We start from the raw sequence: 19,341 nt of genomic DNA on the forward strand, positions 1-19,341 counted from the left end.
AACATCAGGCCTTCGCCGCAAGGCGCCGCTCTAGACGCGCGGAAAGCCAGGTGCCGGGATAGATGAGGACGAAGTAGATGAAGGCCACGGTCGTCAGGATTTCGAGCGGCCGATAGTAGGTGGAGCTGAGCAGCCGCCCCTGGTACATCAGTTCATGCACCGACAGTACCGAGGCAAGCGAGGACATCTTCGCGACTTCGATAGCCCGGTTGGTGAAGGCCGGGAGCATGCGCTTGAAGACCTGCGGCAGAATAATGCGTTGCAATATCTTTGAATGACGCATGCCAAGCGCACGCGCACCTTCCCACTGTCCCTGCGCGATCGACTGAATGCCGCCCCGGAAGATTTCTGCCGAATAGGCCGATGTGTTCAGCGCCAGGCCCAGCAGCGCCGCGGCGAAAGGTGACAGCTGCACACCGATGATGATCGGAAACGCGTAGAAGAACCAGATCAACTGGATGAGTACCGGCGTATCGCGAAAGAGCTCGATGTAGAACAGACTCGGCATCCTCAGCCATGGCGATTTCGACAGCCGCGCCAGCGACAGCAGGAAGCCCGCACACAGGCCGATGAAAACGCTCGGCACCCAGAGTTCGACGGTGACGAGCAGCCCTCGTAACAGAACCGGCAGGCTTCGAAGCACAAGCACGAAATCAAACTGGTAATCCATGCTGCGGCTCCTCAGCGATAGGCCGTCAGGCGTGCTTCGGCAACACGGGCAAGCGCGCTGGCCGTGACAAGCAGGATGACGTACATCAGGGCAATGGTGGTGTAGACCTCAAGCGGGCGGAAGGTTTCGCTGTTGACCAGCATGGCCTGGTAGAGGAGGTCGGCATAGGCCAGCGTCGAGGCGAGCGCCGTGGTCTTGGTAAGCTCGAAGGAGCGCTCCACGAAAGGCGCAAACATTCTCGTCATGGCCTGCGGCAGGATGATGCGGCGCATCAGTTGCGAATGCCGCATGCCGAGCGCCCGAGCACCTTCCCACTGGCCCTTTTCGATCGACACGATGCCGCCGCGAAACACTTCCGCATAAAAGGCCCCCGACTGCGTGGATAGCGCAAGCACTGCCGCGACGAAGGGATTGAGGCTGACATTGGCCAGCACCGGCAGGGCGTAATAGAACCAGAAGAAGTGGATGATCGGCGGCGTATTGCGATAGAACTCGATGAAGGCGGCGGCGGGTACGGACAGGAACCGTCGGGGCGAGAGCTTCATGAAAGCCAGCAGCAGCCCGACGATGACGCCAAGGACGATCGAGATGCCGGCGATCTTGACCGTGTTCACGAGTCCGGTCAGCAGCAGGTCCCAGCGGGACCATACCCCGGAAAAATCCCAGTGATAGCTCATGAGACTGAGGTTCCTTGCAAGGAGCAGGGCCGCAACCGCCAGGCGCGCATTCCCGGCGATTGATCTGGTGACGAAGGCAGGAGGCTTAAGGGGAAGGACTTGCCCTCCCCTCTCGCTCATTGCTATTTCCACGCTTCCTTGACCAGGCCCGGAATGCCGGCGGGATCGATGTTCTTCGACTTCAGGTAACCATTGAAGATCTGGTCCGGCACGCCGTTCTTGTAGAGCTCGGCGAACTGCTCGCTGATCCAGTTGCGGAAGGCGGGGGTCGTTTCCTTGCGCAGGCCCGCACTGGTCGGCACCGGATTGACGGGCGTGGGTAAGATGACCTTGCCGAGCTTCAGACGCGAATACTGAACCACAAGCGCCGGATGGAACTGCACGACGACATCGACGCGTCTGGCGGCAAAGGCTGCGATGGCTTCATCATTGCTGGAGAAGCGATTGATTTCGGCGTTCTTCGCCATAGCAGTGATGTTCTTATCGAGCGAGGTCCCAAGCGTCACCCCGATGCGCGTGCCGGGCTTATCAATGTCTTCCCAGGACTTTGCGGCGGAATCCGCCGCGACCAGCGCTCCCATGGCATAGTAGAAGAGAGGCGCATCCGGGAAATCGATGGCCTTCCTGCGCTCTTCCGTGGGATCGAGCACAAACATCATATCGATCTGATTGGCCTGAAGTGCCGCCACCGCGTTTGCCCATGTCGTTTCGACAGGAACAAGCGTCGCGTCGAGACTGGTGGCCAATTTCTCGCCCATGGCTACACCAACGCCTGTCCATTTCTCCGTCATCGGATCCTTGAAAAACCAAGGCTCAGCGGAGGTCACGCCGATGCGCAGTTGCTTGTCCTGCTTGATGCGATCAAGCGTGGAAGCGTCTTGAGCGAACGCCGATGTGGCAAACCCCGTCAGGGCAAGGGTCAGTGCGGCGAGAAGGGTTCTCCGTGTGGTAATCATTTGTTCGTCCTCTGAGGTTTTGACGTGATCACGGCCTTTGCGGCTCTTGTTCGTGTAATTTTGCGAGTTCCGTTGCGCGGCTCGCCGCCATCGCCGTTGTTTTCATCAACAGTTCGGCAAGGCCGTTTTCCGCCTCCAGAACGGAAAGGCCGGCTTGTGTCGTTCCGCCGGGGCTGGTGACGGCGTCTTTCAGTTCGCGTGCGCCGCGGCTATCCAGTTCAAGAAGGCGAGCAGCGCCGACAACTGTTTGGCGCGCCAAAAGCTCGGCGACGGGAGTGGCGAAACCCATACGCTCCGCGGCCCGCTGCAAATGCTCCGTGAAGGCGAAAACATAACCAGGTCCACTGCCGGAGATGCCGGTTGCAAGATCAATGTCGCTTTCCTGCTCCACCCAGCAAAAGCGGCCGATGGCTTGAAACAAAGCTTCGACGACCTTTCGATCCAGATCTGAAATCGTGTCCGGCGCGGCATGGCCTACGCTCATTGCGGAAGCGGCCGTCGCGGGCAGATTGGGCATCACGCGCACAATGCGACTTGTCTGATCCGATCGCGCCCTGATCCGCGCAAGCGGGATTCCCGCTGCAATCGATATGACTAACGCGCCGGCGACATTATTCTGCGCCGTCTGAAGTGCCGCCTCGACTTGTTGCGGCTTGACGGCAAGGATGCAGACATCGAAAGCCCTTGCCCCCAGGCTTTCGACACTGGGCAGGACACGAACAGGGCTATCGGGGGGCAAAAGCTTCCGCGCCCTCGCGGCATCGTGATCAACGGCTGTGATTTCGATCAATGGCATGCGCGCGGACACGCCAGCGGCAATCGCCGCGCCCATGTTGCCGCATCCCATCATCAAGACAGAATGAGCAGGACAGAAGGCGTCCGTCATCTCGTAGCCCTTGCCTGGACGTCCGACCGCTCCAGCTTGCCAGCGTTCGACGAAAGCAGAAAATCTTCGGTCTGCTGTCCGCCGCGCGCCATGTGCGCCCTGATTTCAGTCCGCATCACATCCAGACTCTCTCCCAACGCATTAGCAACATAACTGTCGTGACCATCGCGGCGGGGCCCACGGATGCCGTGTGCTCGATGATGCGCAGCCCAATAGAGTTGCAGGCGACCACGGATGCTTTCCCAAGTCTTTTGCAGGATCTTGTGGCCGGAAACTTCGTAGACAAAGCCATGAAGCTGGAGTTCAGCGTCAATACTGGCGACATCATCGCCACTGTCGATGCAACGCGTCAATTCCGCCTGGCGCGACAGCAGACCCTGACGGAACGCTTCGTCACGCTTCTCCCACACCAGCTCGAACGCAAAGATTTCGAGATTGACACGCATGGAATAGATTTCGCGGACATCATCCACGGACAGTTCAACGACATGGGTTCCTGTGTAAGGGATCGTGACGAGGAGACCCTCGTCAATCAGCTGGCGCATGGCCTCGCGCAACGGACCGCGACTGACGCCGAACTGCTCTGCAAGGCTCGATTCGGTGACTTGTGCTCCAGGTGAAATTTCACCTTTCAGGATGGCGCTCCGCAGACCATCGACGATGTGCGCGCGAAATGTCGCCTTTGGAATGCGAATGAAACCTCGGCCACCCTGCTCGTTCACCGAACACCTTTTTTGTTGCTCATCGATTGTCAACAATCAATCACAGACAAATTACGCAGTCAACGCGATTTTTGAAGGGACGCGGTCGGCAGGCCGACTGAACTGCAGACGATGCCTCATCCGCACCAAGTCACTTCGATGCTATCGGCCATGACGCGCCCCATCAGGTTTGGTTCCCTTCATGTACAAACAGGCGTCTTTCGCGACAGGATGGACGCCGTTGCAGGTCGTTGAACATGCAAATTCCCGGTCATCCCCCACACGTTCGACAGGGCGACGAAGTCGCCCGTCATCAAAGTTTAACAAAGGCTTCACCGAACTGTCTCCTAACGGAGTTACACCGCCTCCATTGCAATTTCATTTGCATAGGAGAGAGACATGACACGCAAATTGCATTCTACGATTGCTGCAACCGTCTTTGCGCTGTTCGGCACGCTCGGCACGGCTGACGCGGCCACAACGGTCAAGTTCTGGCACTCTTTCAACAAAGGTCAGGGTGAGGCTCTCGCCAAGATAATCACCCAGTTCGAGGCCGCCAACCCGGGCATCGATGTCGAAGCGGAGTTCATCGGCAATTATAACGATATTGTCGCAAAGCTGCAGGCTGCAATCCCGGCGCGCCGTGCGCCGGATGCCGTAATCTTGGAAATCACCCGCTACGGCCTCTTTGCCAACAACAATATCCTGACTGACCTGACACCCTATTTCGACGCCGATCCGCTTAAGAGCGACCTTTATGATTACGCGCGCGAAGTCGGTATTATTAACGGCAAGAACTATGTCGTGCCGTTCAACTCATCCACGCCGGTCCTCTATTTCAACAAAGACATCTTTGCCCGCGCCGGCCTTTCGGCGCAGACGCCGCTAAAGACCTTCGATAACATCCTTGCCGCGGCAAAGACCATCAGCGAAAAGCTCGGTTCCGAAGGGATTTCCGGCATCGCAGCGCCCGGCCAGTTTGCCCGTTGGGGTCTTGTCATGGCCAACGACAGCGAGTTGATCGACCCGACCACGAACGAGATCTTGCTCGACAAGCCGAATACGGTCGAAGCCTATCAATGGATGGCTTCGCTGGTAAACCACCACAAGGTAGCGTCGCCCGATGGCGTAACGGATGAGGACAATGGCCGCGACGCCTTCCTTGCCGGCAAGGTCGGCATCATGATGAATTCGACCGGCAATTATGTCGGTTCGAAAAAAGCCATCGGCGACAATCTCGTCGTGCGTCCGATGCCCTGCAACAAAGTCTGCTCGGTCCCGATTGGCGGCGCTGGCATCGGCATCATGGCAAGTTCTCCGAAGGAAGTCCAAGACGCCGCGTACAAGTTCATCAGCTACGCCGCCTCGCCGGAAGCCAATGCGGCCTGGTTTGCCGCCACCGGCTATCTGCCGATCAACAAAAAGAGCGCCGCTCTTCCGGTCGCCGTCAAGGCGCTAGAAACACAGCCGGGTATCGATGTGGCCATCAACTCGCTGCCATACGCCCATGGCCGCGCCCGCTCAACGGTCGTGACCTGGATGCGCTCCACCGAATACAAGATGTGGGAGGCCATGGCGCTGGGTCAACGCAAGGTCGACGAGACGATGAAGGATTTCGCCGAGCAGACGCGCGCGGAGAACCAGCGCACCAGCAACTGATCCTCTTCTTCGAAAGGGCGCCGGTGGGCTTTTTTTCTCGCCGGCGCAAATTCTGCCATGCTCCGCAAGCTGACCCCTTATCTCTTCGTTGCGCCGCTGATGATCTTCATCGCGGTCTTCACGTATATCCCGATCCTCACAAGCCTGAACCTTAGCGTGCGCGAATGGAATTTCCTTTCGTCGAACATGCCGTTCGTCGGTCTGCGTAACTACGAGCAATTGCTATTATCGCGCGATTTCTGGAATTCGCTCCGGGTCACCACACTTTTCGCCGTCTTCTCCGTTCCTCTAAGGCTCGGTGCGGCGCTGGTCATTGCGAATTATCTCGTGCGCGAGACCTTGTCATCACGACTGCTGCGCGGGGCGCTCTTCCTGCCCTCGGTCACCTCCACCGTCTCCATCGCCGTGGTCTTTTCCTGGGTCTTCTCGACCGATTACGGCATGATGAACGCGCTGCTCGAGCCGCTCGGTCTTGGCCGTCCGCAATGGCTGCAGGACCCACATCTGGCGCTCTGGGTGCTGATCTTTGTCAACACATGGAAACAGATCGGCTATGACATCGTCATCTACATTGCCGGCCTGCAGGCGATCCCGCAGGAACTCTACGATGCCGCCTCCGTCGACGGCGGACGCCGTTGGCATGTCTTTCGCCGCGTGACACTGCCGCTGGTGATGCCAACCACCTATTTCCTTCTGATCATCTCGGTGATCGAAGCCTTCCAGGTCTTCACCATCGTCAATGTGATGACGCATGGCGGACCGGCCGGCGCAACCGATATGCTGGTGAACCTGCTCTACGAAATCGGCTTCGTGCTGTTCGACATCGGCCGCGGCTCCGCGCTTGCAGTGATCCTTTTCGTCCTGCTCGTGGCGCTTGCAATCGTCAAATCCCGCATCATCGGCAGCAAGGTGCACTATGAAGCCTGAGAACCAAATTCTTGCGGTCCTATCGCTGCTGGTCGGACTGCTGTTCCTGTCGCCGGTGCTCTATTCCATCTGGATGTCCTTCCAGACGGCAGATGCCTTTTACGCCGGAGAAGTGGCCTTCACGCTCGACAATTACGACCGCGCCATCGGCCAGTTCAACTTCGCCCGTTATCTTGCCAACAGCCTCATCGTATCGGGTCTCGTGACGGTGCTGGGCATAACACTTGCCACGCTTGCGGCCTTCGCTTTCGCGCGTTTCCGTTTTCCGGCGAGCGATCTGTTGTTCGGCGCGACCGTGGCGACCCTGATGATCCCTAGCCATATCAGCCTTATTCCCAACTATCTAACGCTTGCGAAGGCCGGATTGCTGGATACCTATGCCGGCTTAATCCTGCCGGCCATTTCGAACGGCTTTGCCGCTTTTTTCTTGCGCCAGTATATCCGAGGCATTCCAAAAGCGCTGGATGAGGCAGCCTATATGGACGGGGCGACACCCTTGCAGGTGCTGTGGCGCATCATCGTGCCGCTATCGCGTCCCGCCATCTCGTCCATGGCCCTCTACATCTTCATCACTGAGTGGAACAACTATATTTGGCCGCTCGTCGCGGTGGGCAGGCAAGACCTATACACGCTGCAGATCGGTCTGGCTCGGCTTTACCGCGTCAATCCCGGCGAAGGTCTCATCGACTGGCCGCTGGTCATGGCCGCCTCCACCATCACCATCCTGCCCGTGCTCATCGGTTTTCTGCTCGTGGAGCGACATCTCGTGCGCGGCATCACCATGGGCGCAATCAAGTAAGTCGAGGACACTAGAATGACACGCATCGCATCGCATCGTGGCGGCACCCTGGAATTCGGCGACAGCACACCACGTGGTTTCGCCGCAACGGCCGAGATGGCACTGGAGGAGGTGGAATTCGACATCCATCCGACGGCGGACGGCGCCATAATCGTGCATCACGACCCGACGCTGGACGGCACGACCGACACGTTTGGCGAAATCGCACGCATGGCCCTGGCCGACGTGAAGGACGCGACGATCAACTATGGCGGCGGTGGCCATCCACTCACGTTGCAGGAACTCTGTGCGCTTTACGAGGCAAGCCCCGTCGGTTTCCGCTGTGAGATCAAGCCTGGTGTCGACGGCGAGCCCTATCGGGATTTCGTGCCACGTGTGGTGACGCTCCTCGCCCGGCATGGAATGCTGGAGCGGACAACCTTTTCCTCTTTCCTCGTGCGTTCCCTGGATGAATTGGCCCGTGCCAGCAATCGTCCGCGGCTCTGGCTGGTCAGTCCGCCCGTGCTTCGCCAACTGGGGGTGGAGACCGTGATCGAGGTGGCGAAGGCGCATGCCATTCCGGAGATCGGCGTCCACATCGATTGTGCAGATCGTGCGCTTGGCGACGCCGTCCGCGCAGCCGGCCTGGAATTCGGCTGCTGGGCGGCCCATTCGCGCTCGCAGATCGAAAAGGCACTCGCGCTCGGCGTCAAGGTGTTCACAACCGATCGGCCGACGCTGGCGATCTCCATTCGCAGCGCCTTTCGCCACAAGGAGACCGCGGCATGAGTGGAATTTCGCTTCGCCATATCCGCAAGGCCTATCCGGGCGGCATGCCGGTATTGCATGGCGTTTCACTCGATATCCAACCGGGTGAATTCGTCGTCATTGTCGGTCCGTCCGGCTGCGGCAAATCCACGCTTCTGCGACTGATTGCCGGGCTGGAGCGCTGCGAGGAAGGCGAGATCGAGATTGGCGGCAAACGCGCCAATGATCTTGCGCCGCAGGACCGCGACATCGCGATGATCTTCCAGAACTATGCACTCTACCCGCATATGAGCGTGCGCGAAAATATCGCCTTCGGTCTCGAGCTGCGCGGCATGCCGAAGGCGCAGCGCAACCGCCGAGCGGAAGAAGTGGCGCGCATGCTTCAGCTCGATCCGTATCTTGAGCGCAAACCGGGGGCGCTGTCCGGCGGCCAGCGTCAGAGGGTCGCCATGGGTCGCGCCATGGCGCGCAATACCTCTACCTTTTTGATGGACGAGCCGCTCTCCAACCTCGACAATGCGCTACGCGTGGCCATGCGCACGGAAATCAAGCAACTGCATCGGCAGCTCAGGGCGACCATCGTTTATGTGACGCACGATCAAACGGAAGCGCTGTCGCTGGCGGACCGCGTAGCAGTCATGAAGGACGGGCATCTTCTCCAGTTCGATCGACCCGACGTCATCTACGATCGGCCGCGCAACCGCTTTGTCGCCGGTTTTCTCGGCGTACCACCAATCAATTTCGTTGCCGCGGAGAAACTGCCCGGCTGGCAGGGCATGAAAGGGCTAACCGCCGGTCTTCGCCCGGAAATCCTGACCGTTCACACGGAAAGACCCGAGCGTCCGGCGCTGTCGGCGCGTCTTGTGCTCTCCGAAATGACGGGATCTGACCTACTTCTCCATTGCGACAGCCCGGCCGGCCGGCTGACCGTGACAACACCGCGACGCGAGGTGGCAGAACATTCAGAGGAACTCTGGATTTCCTATGATCTTGGCCGCGCATTGTTCTTTGAGAACGACAGCGGCGAGCGGGTCGATCTCGCGCGCGATTTTCGCAGCGTCAGGATATCGTAAGGCTGATGGATAAACACGATCCGGCACCACAAGCGCTCGGCGATCTCATCAGCCGCCATTCGACGCGGCTGACGGACGCTGACACGCGTCTTCTCGATGTCCTGGTCCAGGATCCGATCCGTGCAGCGATGGATAATGGGAAGGATGTTTCCCTCCGTGCAGGCGTGCATCCCGCCTCGGCCGTGAGGCTGGCGCGGCGCTTGGGTTTCAAGGGCTACCCGGAATTTCGAAGCTTCCTGCAGGCAAACCTGATGGTAGGCGGTGAAGATTTCGAAAGCCCGGCCGCGCGCATGGCGGCACGCCTTGTGAGAGCAGAAGAAGGTGGTCTGCTCGCCTCGGTGCTCGACAGCGAGATCGCCGCGTTGAACAACGTCCGCAACAGTGTCTCCGACGCCGACATCCGTGCTTTTTCCGAGCGCCTGTGCAACAGCCGCCGCATCTTCGTCTTCGGCCGCGGCCATTCCTCGGCGCTTTCGGCGCTGATCACGCTCCGCCTGGTGCGCTCCGGATACGACGCAGTCAATCTCGGCGGCCAAGTGGACCAGCTGCCGGAGGCGCTTTCGACATTTTGCAAATATGATGTGCTCTGGTTGTTGACCTTCCGCCGTACCTCCCCTCTGGTGCATGAGCTTCGAAGGATCGCGGCAGACCGCGGCGCCCAGACGCTGGCCCTGACGGATCTGCATGCGGCTCGCATCGATCCAGCGCCGGAACATCAGATTTCGATTTCGCGCGGCGAACCGGGGGAATCGCAGTCACTCGTGGTGCCCATGACAATCGCCAACGCGGTGATCCTCGATCTTGCTGCCATTGATGATGGTCGCTCGATCCGGGCGCTCAGGGAATTCCGGTCATTCAAGGCGACATCACGTCTGACTGTGGACTGACGCTGAGCCACAGCCAACGTGGAGCAGACTGGGACGAGATGGTCCTTTAGAAATTGAGCTGACAAGGGAACTATGGTTATTTTACAGATAACTATCCGCGCGCTCTTTCATCCGCCGCCGCCCTGATAGCGGCGCAGGCAGAAGCGCCAGAAGACGACCGCTGCCAGAACGGAGATCGGGCCGGCAGCAAGCGCCGCGATCTCCGCCGCACTTCCGAGATAAGCGACCGGCCGCTTGAGCAGGACCGACACCGGCACGTATGCCATATAGCCGAGCGGCATGACCGAAACGAGCGCGATCTGGAAGACCGGGGCAAAGATGCTGGCCGGATAACGCGACAATTCCCAAAAATCAAAATAGATGCCGAAAAGATAGCGCGCACGGCCAAGGATCATGGCGCAGGCACCGATCATGGTGAGCATGGATGCCGTAATGAGCGCCGCGCTCACGAGAGCACCGAAGATGAGGATGGAGGCCTCGACATCCCACTCGATGGGAATCTGCGGCAGCGCCCAGACGATCAGCCCCGCCCCCAATAGCACATGCCCGCCATATTCGATGTTGAAGCCCGAAAAGACGAGATAGGCCCAAGGGTTGAGCGGCCGAACCAGCAGCGTGTCAAACTCGCCGCCGAGCACGATCTCCTCCATGCGCCTCAACTGCACCAGCGTGAAACAGGCCCCAAGCGCATAACCCAGCGTATGGAAGCCGAGGAGCAGCGCCATCTGCGGCCAGGTCCAGCCACCGATATTCTCGAAGCGGGTAATGATGAGCCAGATCGAGGCGAAGACACCCGCATAACCGAAGGCTTGTGCCGCCCAGGCGATGACCAAACTGGCGCGAAATTCAAGCCGCGTGCGCACCCGAAGCCGCATCAGATAGAAGAGCAGAGACAGCGTGTCGCGCATCCCTCAGCCCCCCTGCACCACGACCTGTCCGCAGGCTCGCGACCAGACAAAGGCAACGGCAAGGCCGAGGGCCATCACCCATCCGCCACCAGCGACGAGGTAAAGAGCGGAAGAGGCAAGATCGCGCGCTCCTAGATAGACCGCCATCGGATGATAGGTGATCCAGGAAAAGGGCAGAACATGCGCTACCGTTGCCAGGCCGGTCGGAAAGAACCAAATGGGCACGAGCCCACCGGAGAGCGTGGCCAAGGCGCCGCGCATGAACCATTCGAGAGAATGAGCATCGAAAATCCAGAATGAAAACAAACCGAGCAGGATGCCCGTCAGCATCAGCACGGCAAGCGAGACAAACAGAAAACCGACAAAGAGAATGCCGTGACCGAAGCTCGCAGGCAATTGCAGTCCGTAGCAGAACCCCATGATGGCGATCACCGGCAGCGAAATCAGCAACCAGTCAAAGAAGCGCGCGCCTAGCTGCTCGGCGAGCAGCATAAGGGGATAGCCCACCGGACGCAGCAGCGTCGCGCCTATCGCTCCGGTGCGGATCGTTGTGCCGACATCGCGCACGATCATCGTGGCATCCCAGCTGGACAGGATCGTGCCGCCGATCAGCGCATAGGTAACCATCTGGGAAAGCGTGATACCGTTCATCGAGCCGTGTCCGCTAAAAACCGCCTGCCAGATCGAAACACGTGCAACGATCTCCACGAGGCTCCCGAGGATACGAACGAGCATCTTGGCCCGGTGCTCGACTTCGCGCTGGAAGGCGGCCCGGATGAGGGCGAGGAAGGCGCTCATGCCGCAGCCCTCGCCTGATAATGCGTGCGGATGATCTCCTCGATGCCAGGCTCGTGCAGACGCACGTCGCGCAGGTCTACGTCGGCCTCAAGGGCTGCCAACAGCTCGATGAGAGAGCGTCCATCATCGGCAATCAGGAGTTCGCGAACACGCCCCTCCCCGCCGACAAGCTCCGCGCCCACAACGCGTACGCGACCCGGTTCGCTTACAAATTCCAGCGTCAGGCGGCGGCGCGCGCCGAAGCGGGAGCGAAGCTCACCGATTGCGCCGTCAAATAACAGCCGCCCCTCGTCCACCATGATAAGACGCGGGCAAATCTCCTCGATATCTTGCAGATCATGGGTCGTGAGGATGATCGTCGTGCCGCGTTCGCGGTTGATGCGCGAGAGGAACTTGCGCACCACATCCTTCGCCACCACGTCGAGCCCGATGGTCGGCTCGTCGAGGAAGAGGATCCTGGGATCATGCATCAGCGCCATGGCGATCTCTGCACGCATGCGCTGGCCAAGGCTCAGATGCCGCACGGGGCGATCGAGAAAGGGCGAAAGTCCCATCATCTCGGTGAGATCGGTTCGGTTGCGGGCGAAGAGGTCCGCCGGCATGCGATACATGCGCCGATGCAACTCGAAACTCTCAAAGAGCGGCAGTTCCCACCAAAGCTGCGTACGTTGACCGAAGACGACACCGATCTGACGCGCATTGGCGACCCGTTCCGCCTGCGGATGTCGGCCGAGCACTGTCACCGTGCCGGCGGATGGCGCAAGAATACCGGTCAGCATCTTGATCATGGTGGACTTGCCCGCCCCGTTTGGGCCGAGATATCCGACCGCCTCACCGGCTGCGATGGAGAATGTGATATCATCCACCGCCGGAACCGGTCTTTTGATCGGAGCGATGAAACCGCGCACGGCACCGAGCATGCCCGGCTGGGACACGCGCTGCTGAAAGGTCTTTGACACGTTTTCGGCAGAGATAATCGAAGCCATAGCGGAGACCCTGAACGTAAAGGCGCTCCCCTTAGAGGAACCGCATGAAACTTATGCGACTCTCAGCTGATTCGCCCGACACATCTTCTGATGGATCCCATTCCCATCAGGAATGGGCAAAGCTGTGGCTTCACACGAGATCTACACTGGTAAAAAGGACCAATACGCGCTGACAAAAAGGCGCCGCTCCCATCGTAGCCGGCTTGAACAGCCCCATGTGGCCCGCCGATATGTCCGCAAAGAGGGTCGTCGAGTTGGCAAGCCGCATCGACCGCTTGCACCGCCCAAGATTTAATCACTTCATGGTTTAAGCTAGGCCAGTTGTAACCCCTTAGCCGCGAGCCGGTCATGAACGATGTCGAGCTCTACGAAGCCGGTGCCGAGATCGTGCCTGGCCTTGCCTCCCGTCGTCGCATCTTCGACCGGGCGACCGCCGAGCGCATTCCCGTACTCGGCTTCCACTTTCCGTCCCCGGTCTCGGCCGGGTGCTCAAGACCGATGGTGCCTACGCCTGGGTGCCCGCCAACTGACAGTTTTGACGCCTACGGCAAGCAAGTATGGGACTTGTAATGGACCAAGGATCAACCGACGCGGTTTTCTTGGCACGATGGGCTCGTCCTCAGAACGGCTTTTCGGCCTTGTCGGTGCGGTAGAGACTTACGGCGACCTTCCGAGGTTTCCCGCGCGGCCCCTTTGCGACCCTGCGCCAGGCGTCCAGCGTGGTCTGGTCGCGCCAGCATTCGAAAAGATTGACGCGCTCCGGATCGACCGCGTCCGCGCTTATGGAGAAGTCGAGACAGCCGTCGTGCGCTCTCGCGCGTTCGACCATGCCCTTGAAGGCCTCCACGAGGCCGTTCCGCTTCTCAGCGTCGGTGCGGGTGTAACCGGCTATGATGATGGGTCTGCTCCTTCGGCTGGCGCCCTATTCCGGCGGCACGCCGCCGTGCATGGTCTGGGATAGCGACCCGTGAGGATCGTCGGTTCGCGATCGGAACGTCAGCCTCCCTTCACGTATCCCAGACCCTCGACGATCTTTCCGTCCTGAACCCGCATGAGGTTGACGCCTCGAACCCGGTCCGCTTCGCGCTCGCTCCAGCGAAGCTGCCAGCGGATGATCCCGCGGTCGCCCATCGCGGAGATTTCCTCAGCTTTGAAGACAAGATTGGCGGACGACGCCACGCTCTTCCAGAAAGTGAGGCAAGCCTCACGCCCTTCGTAGCGCGCTCCATCCGGGGCCGGGGCCGTATTTCGAGAATACAGCCCTCGCCGACCAAATCATCGAGGTCTTCGGGGCGATGCTTCTCAAATGCGTTGTGGAAGCGTTCCACGATGTCGCGGGTAATTTTGGTGTCACTGGTCATGTTCTCACCTCGTTGCGTGATGAAACCGTCGTCCATCCCGAGCGAGTGGTCGATGATGAAGGGGCTGCGATTGAACAAAGAAAAACGACGATGCTTGCGGCTCTCGCCTGTCTTGTCGTTCTGGCAGCGGGTTACTCCGGCAAGGGCGCCGATTGACCGGGGGTTTTGGCATAGGCCAGGGCCTCGACGATCCGGCCGTTGCGGACACGGATCAGGCTGACCCCGCGCACCGAGCCGCCGTCGCCGAAATGGAAGCGCCAGCGGATATTGGCGCGATCGCCCATGACAAAAGTCTCTTCTACCTCGAAGCGGTTGACGCGGTCGGCCGCCATGGCCTGCCAGAACGCCAGGTTAACGTCGTAGCCTGCATAGCGCGTGCCGTCCGGCGCCGGCTGGATCGACTCCATGACGCAATCCGGTGCGATCAGGTCTTCGAAGATCACAGGATCGTGTTCCTCAAACGCCTGGTTGAACCGACGGATGACTTCGGCTGTCTCTCGGGGCTGTATAATATCTCTCCTATACAGAAAGGTCTGTCTACTTCTTGCACTGTACAGACCTGTCTGTTAAAGTCAACCAATGAAGCAACGTACATCTGAAACCCCACCTGAAGCCGGGCCCGCGCGCCGTCGTCTGCTGGACACCGCGATGCGACTTTTCTACGAGGGGGGCATCCATGCTGTCGGCATAGACCGCATCATCGCAGAAGCCGGCGTGGCCAAGGCGACCTTCTACAATCACTTTCCCTCGAAGGATGACCTCGTCGTCGCCTATCTCGAAGAGATAGACCGGCTCGGCCGGGCGGCAGTGGCCTCCCTTCACAAGCAACCTCCTCGGAAAATGATCCTGGCTATCATGGGGCGCATCAGCGAGGCTGTGACCGCGGGAGGCTGGCGGGGGTGTCCATTTCTCAACGCGGCGGCCGAATATCCCGATCCAGCCAGCCCTGTGCGGCAGGCGATCAATGCGCGCCGCATTTGGTATCACAACAGCCTCGAGAACCTTCTCGCAGAAGACGGCGATCCCGCTCCTTCCGTCACCGCGTCCCTCCTCGTCGCGCTTTCGGACGGCCTGCTGGAAAGTGCCTATCTGGATGACACTGAAAGCGTCCCCGCCCTTGTCTGCGAGGCGGTGACGAGACTGCTGGACCGCCGATGAACGCCGCTCGCCGACCAAGCAGCACCGGTCTGAGCCAATTGTTGGATCTCCAGCGGCAGCGCGATTGGATGGAGGGCAAGACGACCCTGCGCGACGCCGACGAGCGTTCGGAGTCACTGGAACTGCGCTTCAAATATCTCGTCCGGTTTGAGAAGCTGCTCGGCCGACCGCAGGCGCCAGAGGTTCTGGAGATTCTCAGGCGTTACGGCCGCGACTGTATCCCGATCCCCTGCCGGACCGAACGGCACTACTGGTCGGTTTCTTGTCTGCCGTCGACTCCGGGCAAGGCGCTCGTTCGCATCAATGCGAGCTGGATGGAGCTTTTCTCGCTCTATGCGGACGGCGCGGGCGTCCGCGCGCTTTTCGTGGTGCATCTTTCCAATTTCACCACCGACCATTCGCTCGATCACGACCAAGTGGACGAAGCTTTTCTTGAGCGCTGCGTCGTGATGCCGGAGGATGTTAGCTATTTCTTCCCGCGAGGCGACGACATTTTCGGCATCAGGGTTCGCGGCTTCTCCTCGATCGGCAAATTCCTCGCGGAGCCTCGAGCGTTGCTGGCCATCCGGACGTTCAACCTGACGCACATGAATCGGGGCCGGAACGCCTATCAGGCGAGCCACTGCTATAGCCTGGCAGATCACATGCTGAGTGATGAAAAACGCTGAATAACGACCCAGGACATCGGAGCGGCGGCGGTTCGGTGGGAAGGCAGGCCAAACGGGGAGCGAGGTGGCCGCGTGGGCCGGAACTCATCGCCCCCTGTCTCGAAATGCTCGACGAAACGGATACGGGGATCGTTTCCGGCATCGGCAAGCAGTACCTGCAATCGAGCTTTTCTTTCGACGAGCGGCTGGGATCGCACATCCTCACCGCCGCCATAGAGGAGGTCAAAAGCGAAATCGACGAGGTTGTCGGTCTTGCCTTCCGAGAGTGCGGCCTGCAGGGCCGCGAAATCCGGCGCGCCATTTTCATCGAGGGTGCAGATTTCGCCATCGACGATGCAATCGGGAAGCGCGAAGGCCGCTTCGGCGATTTCGGGATATTTGGCCGTCCAGTCGAGCCCCTTGTGAATCTTCAGCGCCGCATCACCATCGAGGACACGCGTCTGGATCCGGTAGCCATCGATTTTGATTTCGTGGATCCACCCGGCACCCACCGGTGGACGCTCCAACGTTTGGCAAAGCTGCGGGGGGATGAAATCGGGAAGATCGACCGAAGTAACCGTGTCGGCCTCGTCGTCACCGCGAGCGGCAGCTTTCCGTTCGGCCGCGGCGAGACCTTGGTTGCTGTCCCAGACCGCATCGGCCCGGACATGTCCGCCTTCGACCATGAACGGCTTGGGTTTGCGCCCCCTGCCGGCAGCGATCATCTCCATCGCGCGACCGGAGGCGACGGACGTATCGTTCTCCTCCAGGATTGCGGCGCCGTTTTCGGCGACGGAAAACTCGTCGTGGTGTTTGATCAGCAGCCAATTGGTGCGCTTGCTGCGCTCGCGATCCTTGCGCATCCGCACCAGCACGAAACTGCCATGCAGGCATTTTCCTTCCAACGTGAACTTGAAATCGCCTTTCGTCAGGGCGTGTTCGGTACTCTCCTTGCCCTCCGGCTCTCAATAGCCACGATCCCAGAGCATCACGGTCCCGCCGCCATATTGGCCTTTCGGAATGGTGCCTTCAATGTCGCCGTAGTCGAGTGGATGGTCCTTGACCTCGACCGCCAGCCGCTTGTCATGGGGATCGAGCGACGGTCCTTTGGTGACCGCCCAAGACTTGAAGACGCCCTCGAGCTCGAGGCGCAGGTCATAATGCAGTCGGGTCGCATCGCGTTTTTGGATGACAAAGCGTCGCCGGTTGCTGTGGGCGATCTGCGTCTTCCCACTCGGCTCGGCAGTCTTCTGGAAGTCGCGCTTGGATCGGCAGGTCGAAAGCTTGTCGCTGGCCATGGCTGTTCTCGACAGGGCAAACAAGCGGAATGCGGCGCGGGAGCTTCAGGTTCCATGGCTAGCGCTAACGGCTTCGGGAACAGAAAGGGCGCTCAACCCGGTGGGGGAGCGCCCTTCTTCCGATCCCGGACGGACTCGAACGCCGACGACAGGTCGTCGAGCAGGAGGCCGTCGATACGGGAGGTGAGCAATAGATGTGGTCGACACTGTCGATTTCAAGTGCGGGTTCGCAAACGGATTGCTAATCCAGTCATGACTAATAAGCGACTTGGGTCATTGGGAACGGCGACGGAACAAACCCGCAGATCGATCGCCGAGCGGGTTTTCGCGCAAGTGCGCACTCATGGAGCGCCGATCGACGACGGCCGGGAATACATCGCAATCGTCGAACTGTGGGAGGGCTTGCTGGTAGCGGAAACGCCTCCGGATGACTGGCATCCGAAGGCGGCAATTGCTTCATGCATTTGCTGGAATTGCTCTAGAACTCCTCCCAACTTCCGGTCGCCGATTCCGCGGCTACGGCTTTGGCGCGACCGCGGCCGGCGACGAGGCGCAACGCCGGCGAAGCGTTCTTGAAGTGTGCCGTGTCCCGCGTCCTCCCGAGACATCAACACGATTGTAAGCCTTGCACTTAGGATGAATCCCCCGAGGCCGATACTGCTGCAAATCCGTGTTCTGCCGCCACCAGCGCCTCGGCGATATCGGCTTCTGTATGGGAAGCACACAGGAACATGTTGTGCTTTGGATGGAAATAGACGCCCTTGGCAAGAGCGGCCCTGCAGAAGGCTGAACCCTTGGCAAAATCTGCATCATCGTCGAACAACACAGTCGGCATCTGCGCCGGGCCGGACTGGCGGATCGAGACGCCGAACTGGCGCGATCGGGTTTCGAGACCATCGCGCAGCATCTGGCCGAGATAGCTGACCTTGGCCGGGACGTCGTCGCGGCGCACGACCTTCAGCGTCGCCAGTGCCGCCGCCATGGCCACGGCGCCGGCCCAGAACGAGCCTGTGACGAAGACCTGGGATGCGGCCTTGCGCAACCAGTCGCTGCCGGTGACGGCGGAAAGCGCATAACCGTTCGCGATCGCCTTGCTCCAGGCGGAGAGATCCGGACGCACGCCGAGCGGCTCCCAACTGCCGGCCGTATACAGACGGAAGCCGGCGCGGACCTCGTCGAGGATCAGGGCTGCATTCTTACTGTCAGCGAGACGGCGGGCCGCCTTGGCAAAATCCTCAGTCGGCAGTTCCTGATCGAAACCTAGATCATGGCGATAGGCCGAGACGACGATGGCCGCCATATCGTCGCCGGCCTCTTTGACCGCATTTTCAAGCGATTCAATATCGTTGAAAATATAATATATCAGATGCGCACGATCCTCCGCCGTAACACCGACCAGCGACGGGGAGCACCAAGGGACCGCACCGTGATAGGCACCCTTGGCCACGAGGACCTTGCGCTTAGCCGTAGCCGCGCGTGCCACGGTCACGCAGGTCGTCGTCGCATCCGTTCCGTTCTTCTGGAACAGTGCCCAATCAGCATGAGCGATGGTATCGACCAGCATCTCCGCAAGTTCCACCATCACTTCGCCGGGACCGTTGAGGCAATCACCCAAACGGCGCTGACGCTCAGCGGCTTCCTCGACTTCCGGATGATGATGGCCGAGTAGGTTCGGACCCCAGCTGCACATGAAATCGACATAGCGATTGCCGTCGACATCCCAGACGACGCCGCCTTCACCCCGGGCAAAAAACTGCGGATAGGCTTCCGGCAGCTTAACGGCATGGAGATGACCCCACATTCCGCTCGGCACAACTTTTTCAGCACGCGCGCGCAACGCAGCATCCCGGGCATTGATTAAATCCGACATGGGAAATTCTCCATTATGATTTCGATATATCATATATTTTATCTGGAAAGCAAGCATGACTCTGTGTCGTATGCGCTGGCCGGCCCAGATTTTCAGGATAAGGGCGGCATTAAATCCGATCTTGCGACGTCCTGGCACAGCAATCATTTTGCGTCACAGTTGTCGGGGTCGGGCATGGACGACGACGTGAGATTGCGCATATATATGTTGATTTTGCAGCATTTCGCATTGCCGGGCTATCGCACTGCACTGCGCTCTCCTATATTATATATAATTGAGTTTCGGGGCTTTGTGCGGATCCATGCCGGTAAAGCACCCCTTTCGAGGATTGAA

Annotated in this window: 20 protein-coding genes and 3 pseudogenes; 10 read left to right on the forward strand and 13 right to left on the reverse strand. The window is 59.7% G+C overall.

Translation table 11 applies throughout. The features are described 5' to 3' along the window. Positions 1-4 precede the first annotated feature (4 nt). From ABK249_RS04230 to ABK249_RS04250, 5 genes are read right to left on the reverse strand one after another with little or no spacing between them, the layout of a single operon-like run. A complete protein-coding gene (locus ABK249_RS04230) occupies positions 5-670 on the reverse strand; it encodes an amino acid ABC transporter permease (protein WP_037149526.1) in 666 nt (221 codons plus the stop codon). Positions 671-681: 11 nt separating this feature from the next. Next, positions 682-1,467 carry an amino acid ABC transporter permease gene (locus ABK249_RS04235; protein WP_227703581.1) on the reverse strand — a complete coding sequence of 262 codons (786 nt, stop codon included), beginning with the start codon at positions 1,465-1,467 and terminating at the stop codon, positions 682-684. Between the two features lie 2 nt (positions 1,468-1,469). Beyond that, positions 1,470-2,303 (reverse strand): transporter substrate-binding domain-containing protein, encoded by an 834-nt coding sequence (locus ABK249_RS04240; protein ID WP_227703582.1) that lies wholly within the window; start codon positions 2,301-2,303, stop codon positions 1,470-1,472. A gap of 28 nt (positions 2,304-2,331) precedes the next feature. Beyond that, complete coding sequence (gene proC, locus ABK249_RS04245; protein WP_227703583.1) at positions 2,332-3,189, reverse strand: pyrroline-5-carboxylate reductase; 858 nt, start codon at positions 3,187-3,189, stop codon at positions 2,332-2,334. Further along, positions 3,186-3,944: a GntR family transcriptional regulator gene (locus ABK249_RS04250; protein WP_244446866.1), complete on the reverse strand. Its 759-nt coding sequence runs from the start codon at positions 3,942-3,944 to the stop codon at positions 3,186-3,188. The genes proC and ABK249_RS04250 overlap by 4 nt, the downstream gene beginning before the upstream one ends. Positions 3,945-4,289: 345 nt before the next feature. Between ABK249_RS04250 and ABK249_RS04255 the strand changes: the two genes are divergently transcribed. The 6 genes from ABK249_RS04255 to ABK249_RS04280 are packed head-to-tail and all read left to right on the forward strand — an operon-like array spanning position 4,290 to position 9,982. Beyond that, positions 4,290-5,549 (forward strand): ABC transporter substrate-binding protein, encoded by a 1,260-nt coding sequence (locus tag ABK249_RS04255; protein ID WP_037149517.1) that lies wholly within the window; start codon positions 4,290-4,292, stop codon positions 5,547-5,549. A gap of 57 nt (positions 5,550-5,606) precedes the next feature. Then, positions 5,607-6,476: a carbohydrate ABC transporter permease gene (locus ABK249_RS04260; RefSeq protein WP_037149514.1), complete on the forward strand. Its 870-nt coding sequence runs from the start codon at positions 5,607-5,609 to the stop codon at positions 6,474-6,476. Next, positions 6,466-7,275, forward strand: coding sequence for a carbohydrate ABC transporter permease (locus ABK249_RS04265; protein WP_037149511.1), 810 nt, complete (start codon positions 6,466-6,468; stop codon positions 7,273-7,275). The genes ABK249_RS04260 and ABK249_RS04265 overlap by 11 nt, the downstream gene beginning before the upstream one ends. Positions 7,276-7,290: 15 nt before the next feature. Next, on the forward strand, positions 7,291-8,043 hold the full coding sequence (locus tag ABK249_RS04270) for a glycerophosphodiester phosphodiesterase family protein (protein WP_227703584.1): 753 nt from the start codon (positions 7,291-7,293) through the stop codon (positions 8,041-8,043). After that, positions 8,040-9,095 (forward strand): ABC transporter ATP-binding protein, encoded by a 1,056-nt coding sequence (locus tag ABK249_RS04275; protein ID WP_227703585.1) that lies wholly within the window; start codon positions 8,040-8,042, stop codon positions 9,093-9,095. The genes ABK249_RS04270 and ABK249_RS04275 overlap by 4 nt, the downstream gene beginning before the upstream one ends. A gap of 5 nt (positions 9,096-9,100) precedes the next feature. Next, positions 9,101-9,982 carry a MurR/RpiR family transcriptional regulator gene (locus tag ABK249_RS04280; protein WP_037149502.1) on the forward strand — a complete coding sequence of 294 codons (882 nt, stop codon included), beginning with the start codon at positions 9,101-9,103 and terminating at the stop codon, positions 9,980-9,982. A gap of 107 nt (positions 9,983-10,089) precedes the next feature. Here ABK249_RS04280 and ABK249_RS04285 read toward each other — a convergent pair whose 3' ends face one another. The 3 genes from ABK249_RS04285 to ABK249_RS04295 are packed head-to-tail and all read right to left on the reverse strand — an operon-like array spanning position 10,090 to position 12,674. Further along, on the reverse strand, positions 10,090-10,890 hold the full coding sequence (locus ABK249_RS04285) for an ABC transporter permease (RefSeq protein WP_037149499.1): 801 nt from the start codon (positions 10,888-10,890) through the stop codon (positions 10,090-10,092). Positions 10,891-10,893: 3 nt separating this feature from the next. Beyond that, complete coding sequence (locus ABK249_RS04290) at positions 10,894-11,688, reverse strand: ABC transporter permease (RefSeq protein WP_227703586.1); 795 nt, start codon at positions 11,686-11,688, stop codon at positions 10,894-10,896. After that, on the reverse strand, positions 11,685-12,674 hold the full coding sequence (locus ABK249_RS04295) for an ABC transporter ATP-binding protein (protein WP_227703587.1): 990 nt from the start codon (positions 12,672-12,674) through the stop codon (positions 11,685-11,687). The genes ABK249_RS04290 and ABK249_RS04295 overlap by 4 nt, the downstream gene beginning before the upstream one ends. 333 nt (positions 12,675-13,007) lie before the next feature. Between ABK249_RS04295 and ABK249_RS04300 the strand changes: the two are divergent. Beyond that, positions 13,008-13,204 (forward strand): annotated as a pseudogene (locus ABK249_RS04300) (MBL fold metallo-hydrolase); the annotation flags it as partial. Between the two features lie 89 nt (positions 13,205-13,293). Here ABK249_RS04300 and ABK249_RS04305 read toward each other — a convergent pair. Together ABK249_RS04305 and ABK249_RS04310 are read right to left on the reverse strand one after the other, a co-directional pair. After that, complete coding sequence (locus tag ABK249_RS04305) at positions 13,294-13,572, reverse strand: putative quinol monooxygenase (RefSeq protein ID WP_227705177.1); 279 nt, start codon at positions 13,570-13,572, stop codon at positions 13,294-13,296. 98 nt (positions 13,573-13,670) lie between these two features. Further along, positions 13,671-14,035 (reverse strand): annotated as a pseudogene (locus tag ABK249_RS04310) (nuclear transport factor 2 family protein). Between ABK249_RS04310 and ABK249_RS04315 the strand changes: the two are divergent. Continuing rightward, complete coding sequence (locus ABK249_RS04315) at positions 13,970-14,191, forward strand: hypothetical protein (RefSeq protein ID WP_227705275.1); 222 nt, start codon at positions 13,970-13,972, stop codon at positions 14,189-14,191. The pseudogene ABK249_RS04310 and the gene ABK249_RS04315 sit on opposite strands and share 66 nt — an antisense overlap. On the opposite strand, the gene ABK249_RS04320 is transcribed toward ABK249_RS04315, so the two are convergent. Continuing rightward, positions 14,167-14,592 carry a nuclear transport factor 2 family protein gene (locus tag ABK249_RS04320; RefSeq protein WP_320443049.1) on the reverse strand — a complete coding sequence of 142 codons (426 nt, stop codon included), beginning with the start codon at positions 14,590-14,592 and terminating at the stop codon, positions 14,167-14,169. The genes ABK249_RS04315 and ABK249_RS04320 overlap by 25 nt on opposite strands. Before the next feature lie 22 nt (positions 14,593-14,614). On the opposite strand from ABK249_RS04320, the gene ABK249_RS04325 reads away from it, so the two are divergent. Continuing rightward, positions 14,615-15,193, forward strand: coding sequence for a TetR/AcrR family transcriptional regulator (locus ABK249_RS04325; protein WP_348862330.1), 579 nt, complete (start codon positions 14,615-14,617; stop codon positions 15,191-15,193). Next, complete coding sequence (locus tag ABK249_RS04330) at positions 15,190-15,861, forward strand: hypothetical protein (RefSeq protein WP_227703589.1); 672 nt, start codon at positions 15,190-15,192, stop codon at positions 15,859-15,861. The genes ABK249_RS04325 and ABK249_RS04330 overlap by 4 nt, the downstream gene beginning before the upstream one ends. Before the next feature lie 86 nt (positions 15,862-15,947). Here the strand turns inward: ABK249_RS04330 and ABK249_RS04335 are convergent. Then, positions 15,948-17,138 (reverse strand): annotated as a pseudogene (locus ABK249_RS04335) (DNA polymerase ligase N-terminal domain-containing protein); the annotation flags it as partial. Between the two features lie 631 nt (positions 17,139-17,769). Then, entirely contained in the window at positions 17,770-19,008 is a 1,239-nt protein-coding gene (locus ABK249_RS04340; RefSeq protein WP_227703590.1) for an aminotransferase class III-fold pyridoxal phosphate-dependent enzyme, read from the reverse strand. Between the last annotated feature and the right edge of the window lie 333 nt (positions 19,009-19,341).

This window comes from Neorhizobium phenanthreniclasticum (assembly GCF_040066075.1).
Taxonomy (GTDB): domain Bacteria; phylum Pseudomonadota; class Alphaproteobacteria; order Rhizobiales; family Rhizobiaceae; genus Neorhizobium; species Neorhizobium petrolearium.

Coding starts and splice junctions, on each gene's coding strand:
- ABK249_RS04230 (WP_037149526.1), bottom strand. CDS start 670: ATGGATTACCAGTTTGATTTCGTGCTTGTGCTTCGAAGCCTGCCGGTT.
- ABK249_RS04235 (WP_227703581.1), bottom strand. CDS start 1,467: ATGAGCGAGAGGGGAGGGCAAGTCCTTCCCCTTAAGCCTCCTGCCTTC.
- ABK249_RS04240 (WP_227703582.1), bottom strand. CDS start 2,303: ATGATTACCACACGGAGAACCCTTCTCGCCGCACTGACCCTTGCCCTG.
- proC (WP_227703583.1), bottom strand. CDS start 3,189: ATGACGGACGCCTTCTGTCCTGCTCATTCTGTCTTGATGATGGGATGC.
- ABK249_RS04255 (WP_037149517.1), top strand. CDS start 4,290: ATGACACGCAAATTGCATTCTACGATTGCTGCAACCGTCTTTGCGCTG.
- ABK249_RS04260 (WP_037149514.1), top strand. CDS start 5,607: ATGCTCCGCAAGCTGACCCCTTATCTCTTCGTTGCGCCGCTGATGATC.
- ABK249_RS04265 (WP_037149511.1), top strand. CDS start 6,466: ATGAAGCCTGAGAACCAAATTCTTGCGGTCCTATCGCTGCTGGTCGGA.
- ABK249_RS04270 (WP_227703584.1), top strand. CDS start 7,291: ATGACACGCATCGCATCGCATCGTGGCGGCACCCTGGAATTCGGCGAC.
- ABK249_RS04275 (WP_227703585.1), top strand. CDS start 8,040: ATGAGTGGAATTTCGCTTCGCCATATCCGCAAGGCCTATCCGGGCGGC.
- ABK249_RS04280 (WP_037149502.1), top strand. CDS start 9,101: ATGGATAAACACGATCCGGCACCACAAGCGCTCGGCGATCTCATCAGC.
- ABK249_RS04285 (WP_037149499.1), bottom strand. CDS start 10,890: ATGCGCGACACGCTGTCTCTGCTCTTCTATCTGATGCGGCTTCGGGTG.
- ABK249_RS04290 (WP_227703586.1), bottom strand. CDS start 11,688: ATGAGCGCCTTCCTCGCCCTCATCCGGGCCGCCTTCCAGCGCGAAGTC.
- ABK249_RS04295 (WP_227703587.1), bottom strand. CDS start 12,674: ATGGCTTCGATTATCTCTGCCGAAAACGTGTCAAAGACCTTTCAGCAG.
- ABK249_RS04315 (WP_227705275.1), top strand. CDS start 13,970: ATGCTTCTCAAATGCGTTGTGGAAGCGTTCCACGATGTCGCGGGTAAT.
- ABK249_RS04325 (WP_348862330.1), top strand. CDS start 14,615: ATGAAGCAACGTACATCTGAAACCCCACCTGAAGCCGGGCCCGCGCGC.
- ABK249_RS04330 (WP_227703589.1), top strand. CDS start 15,190: ATGAACGCCGCTCGCCGACCAAGCAGCACCGGTCTGAGCCAATTGTTG.
- ABK249_RS04340 (WP_227703590.1), bottom strand. CDS start 19,008: ATGTCGGATTTAATCAATGCCCGGGATGCTGCGTTGCGCGCGCGTGCT.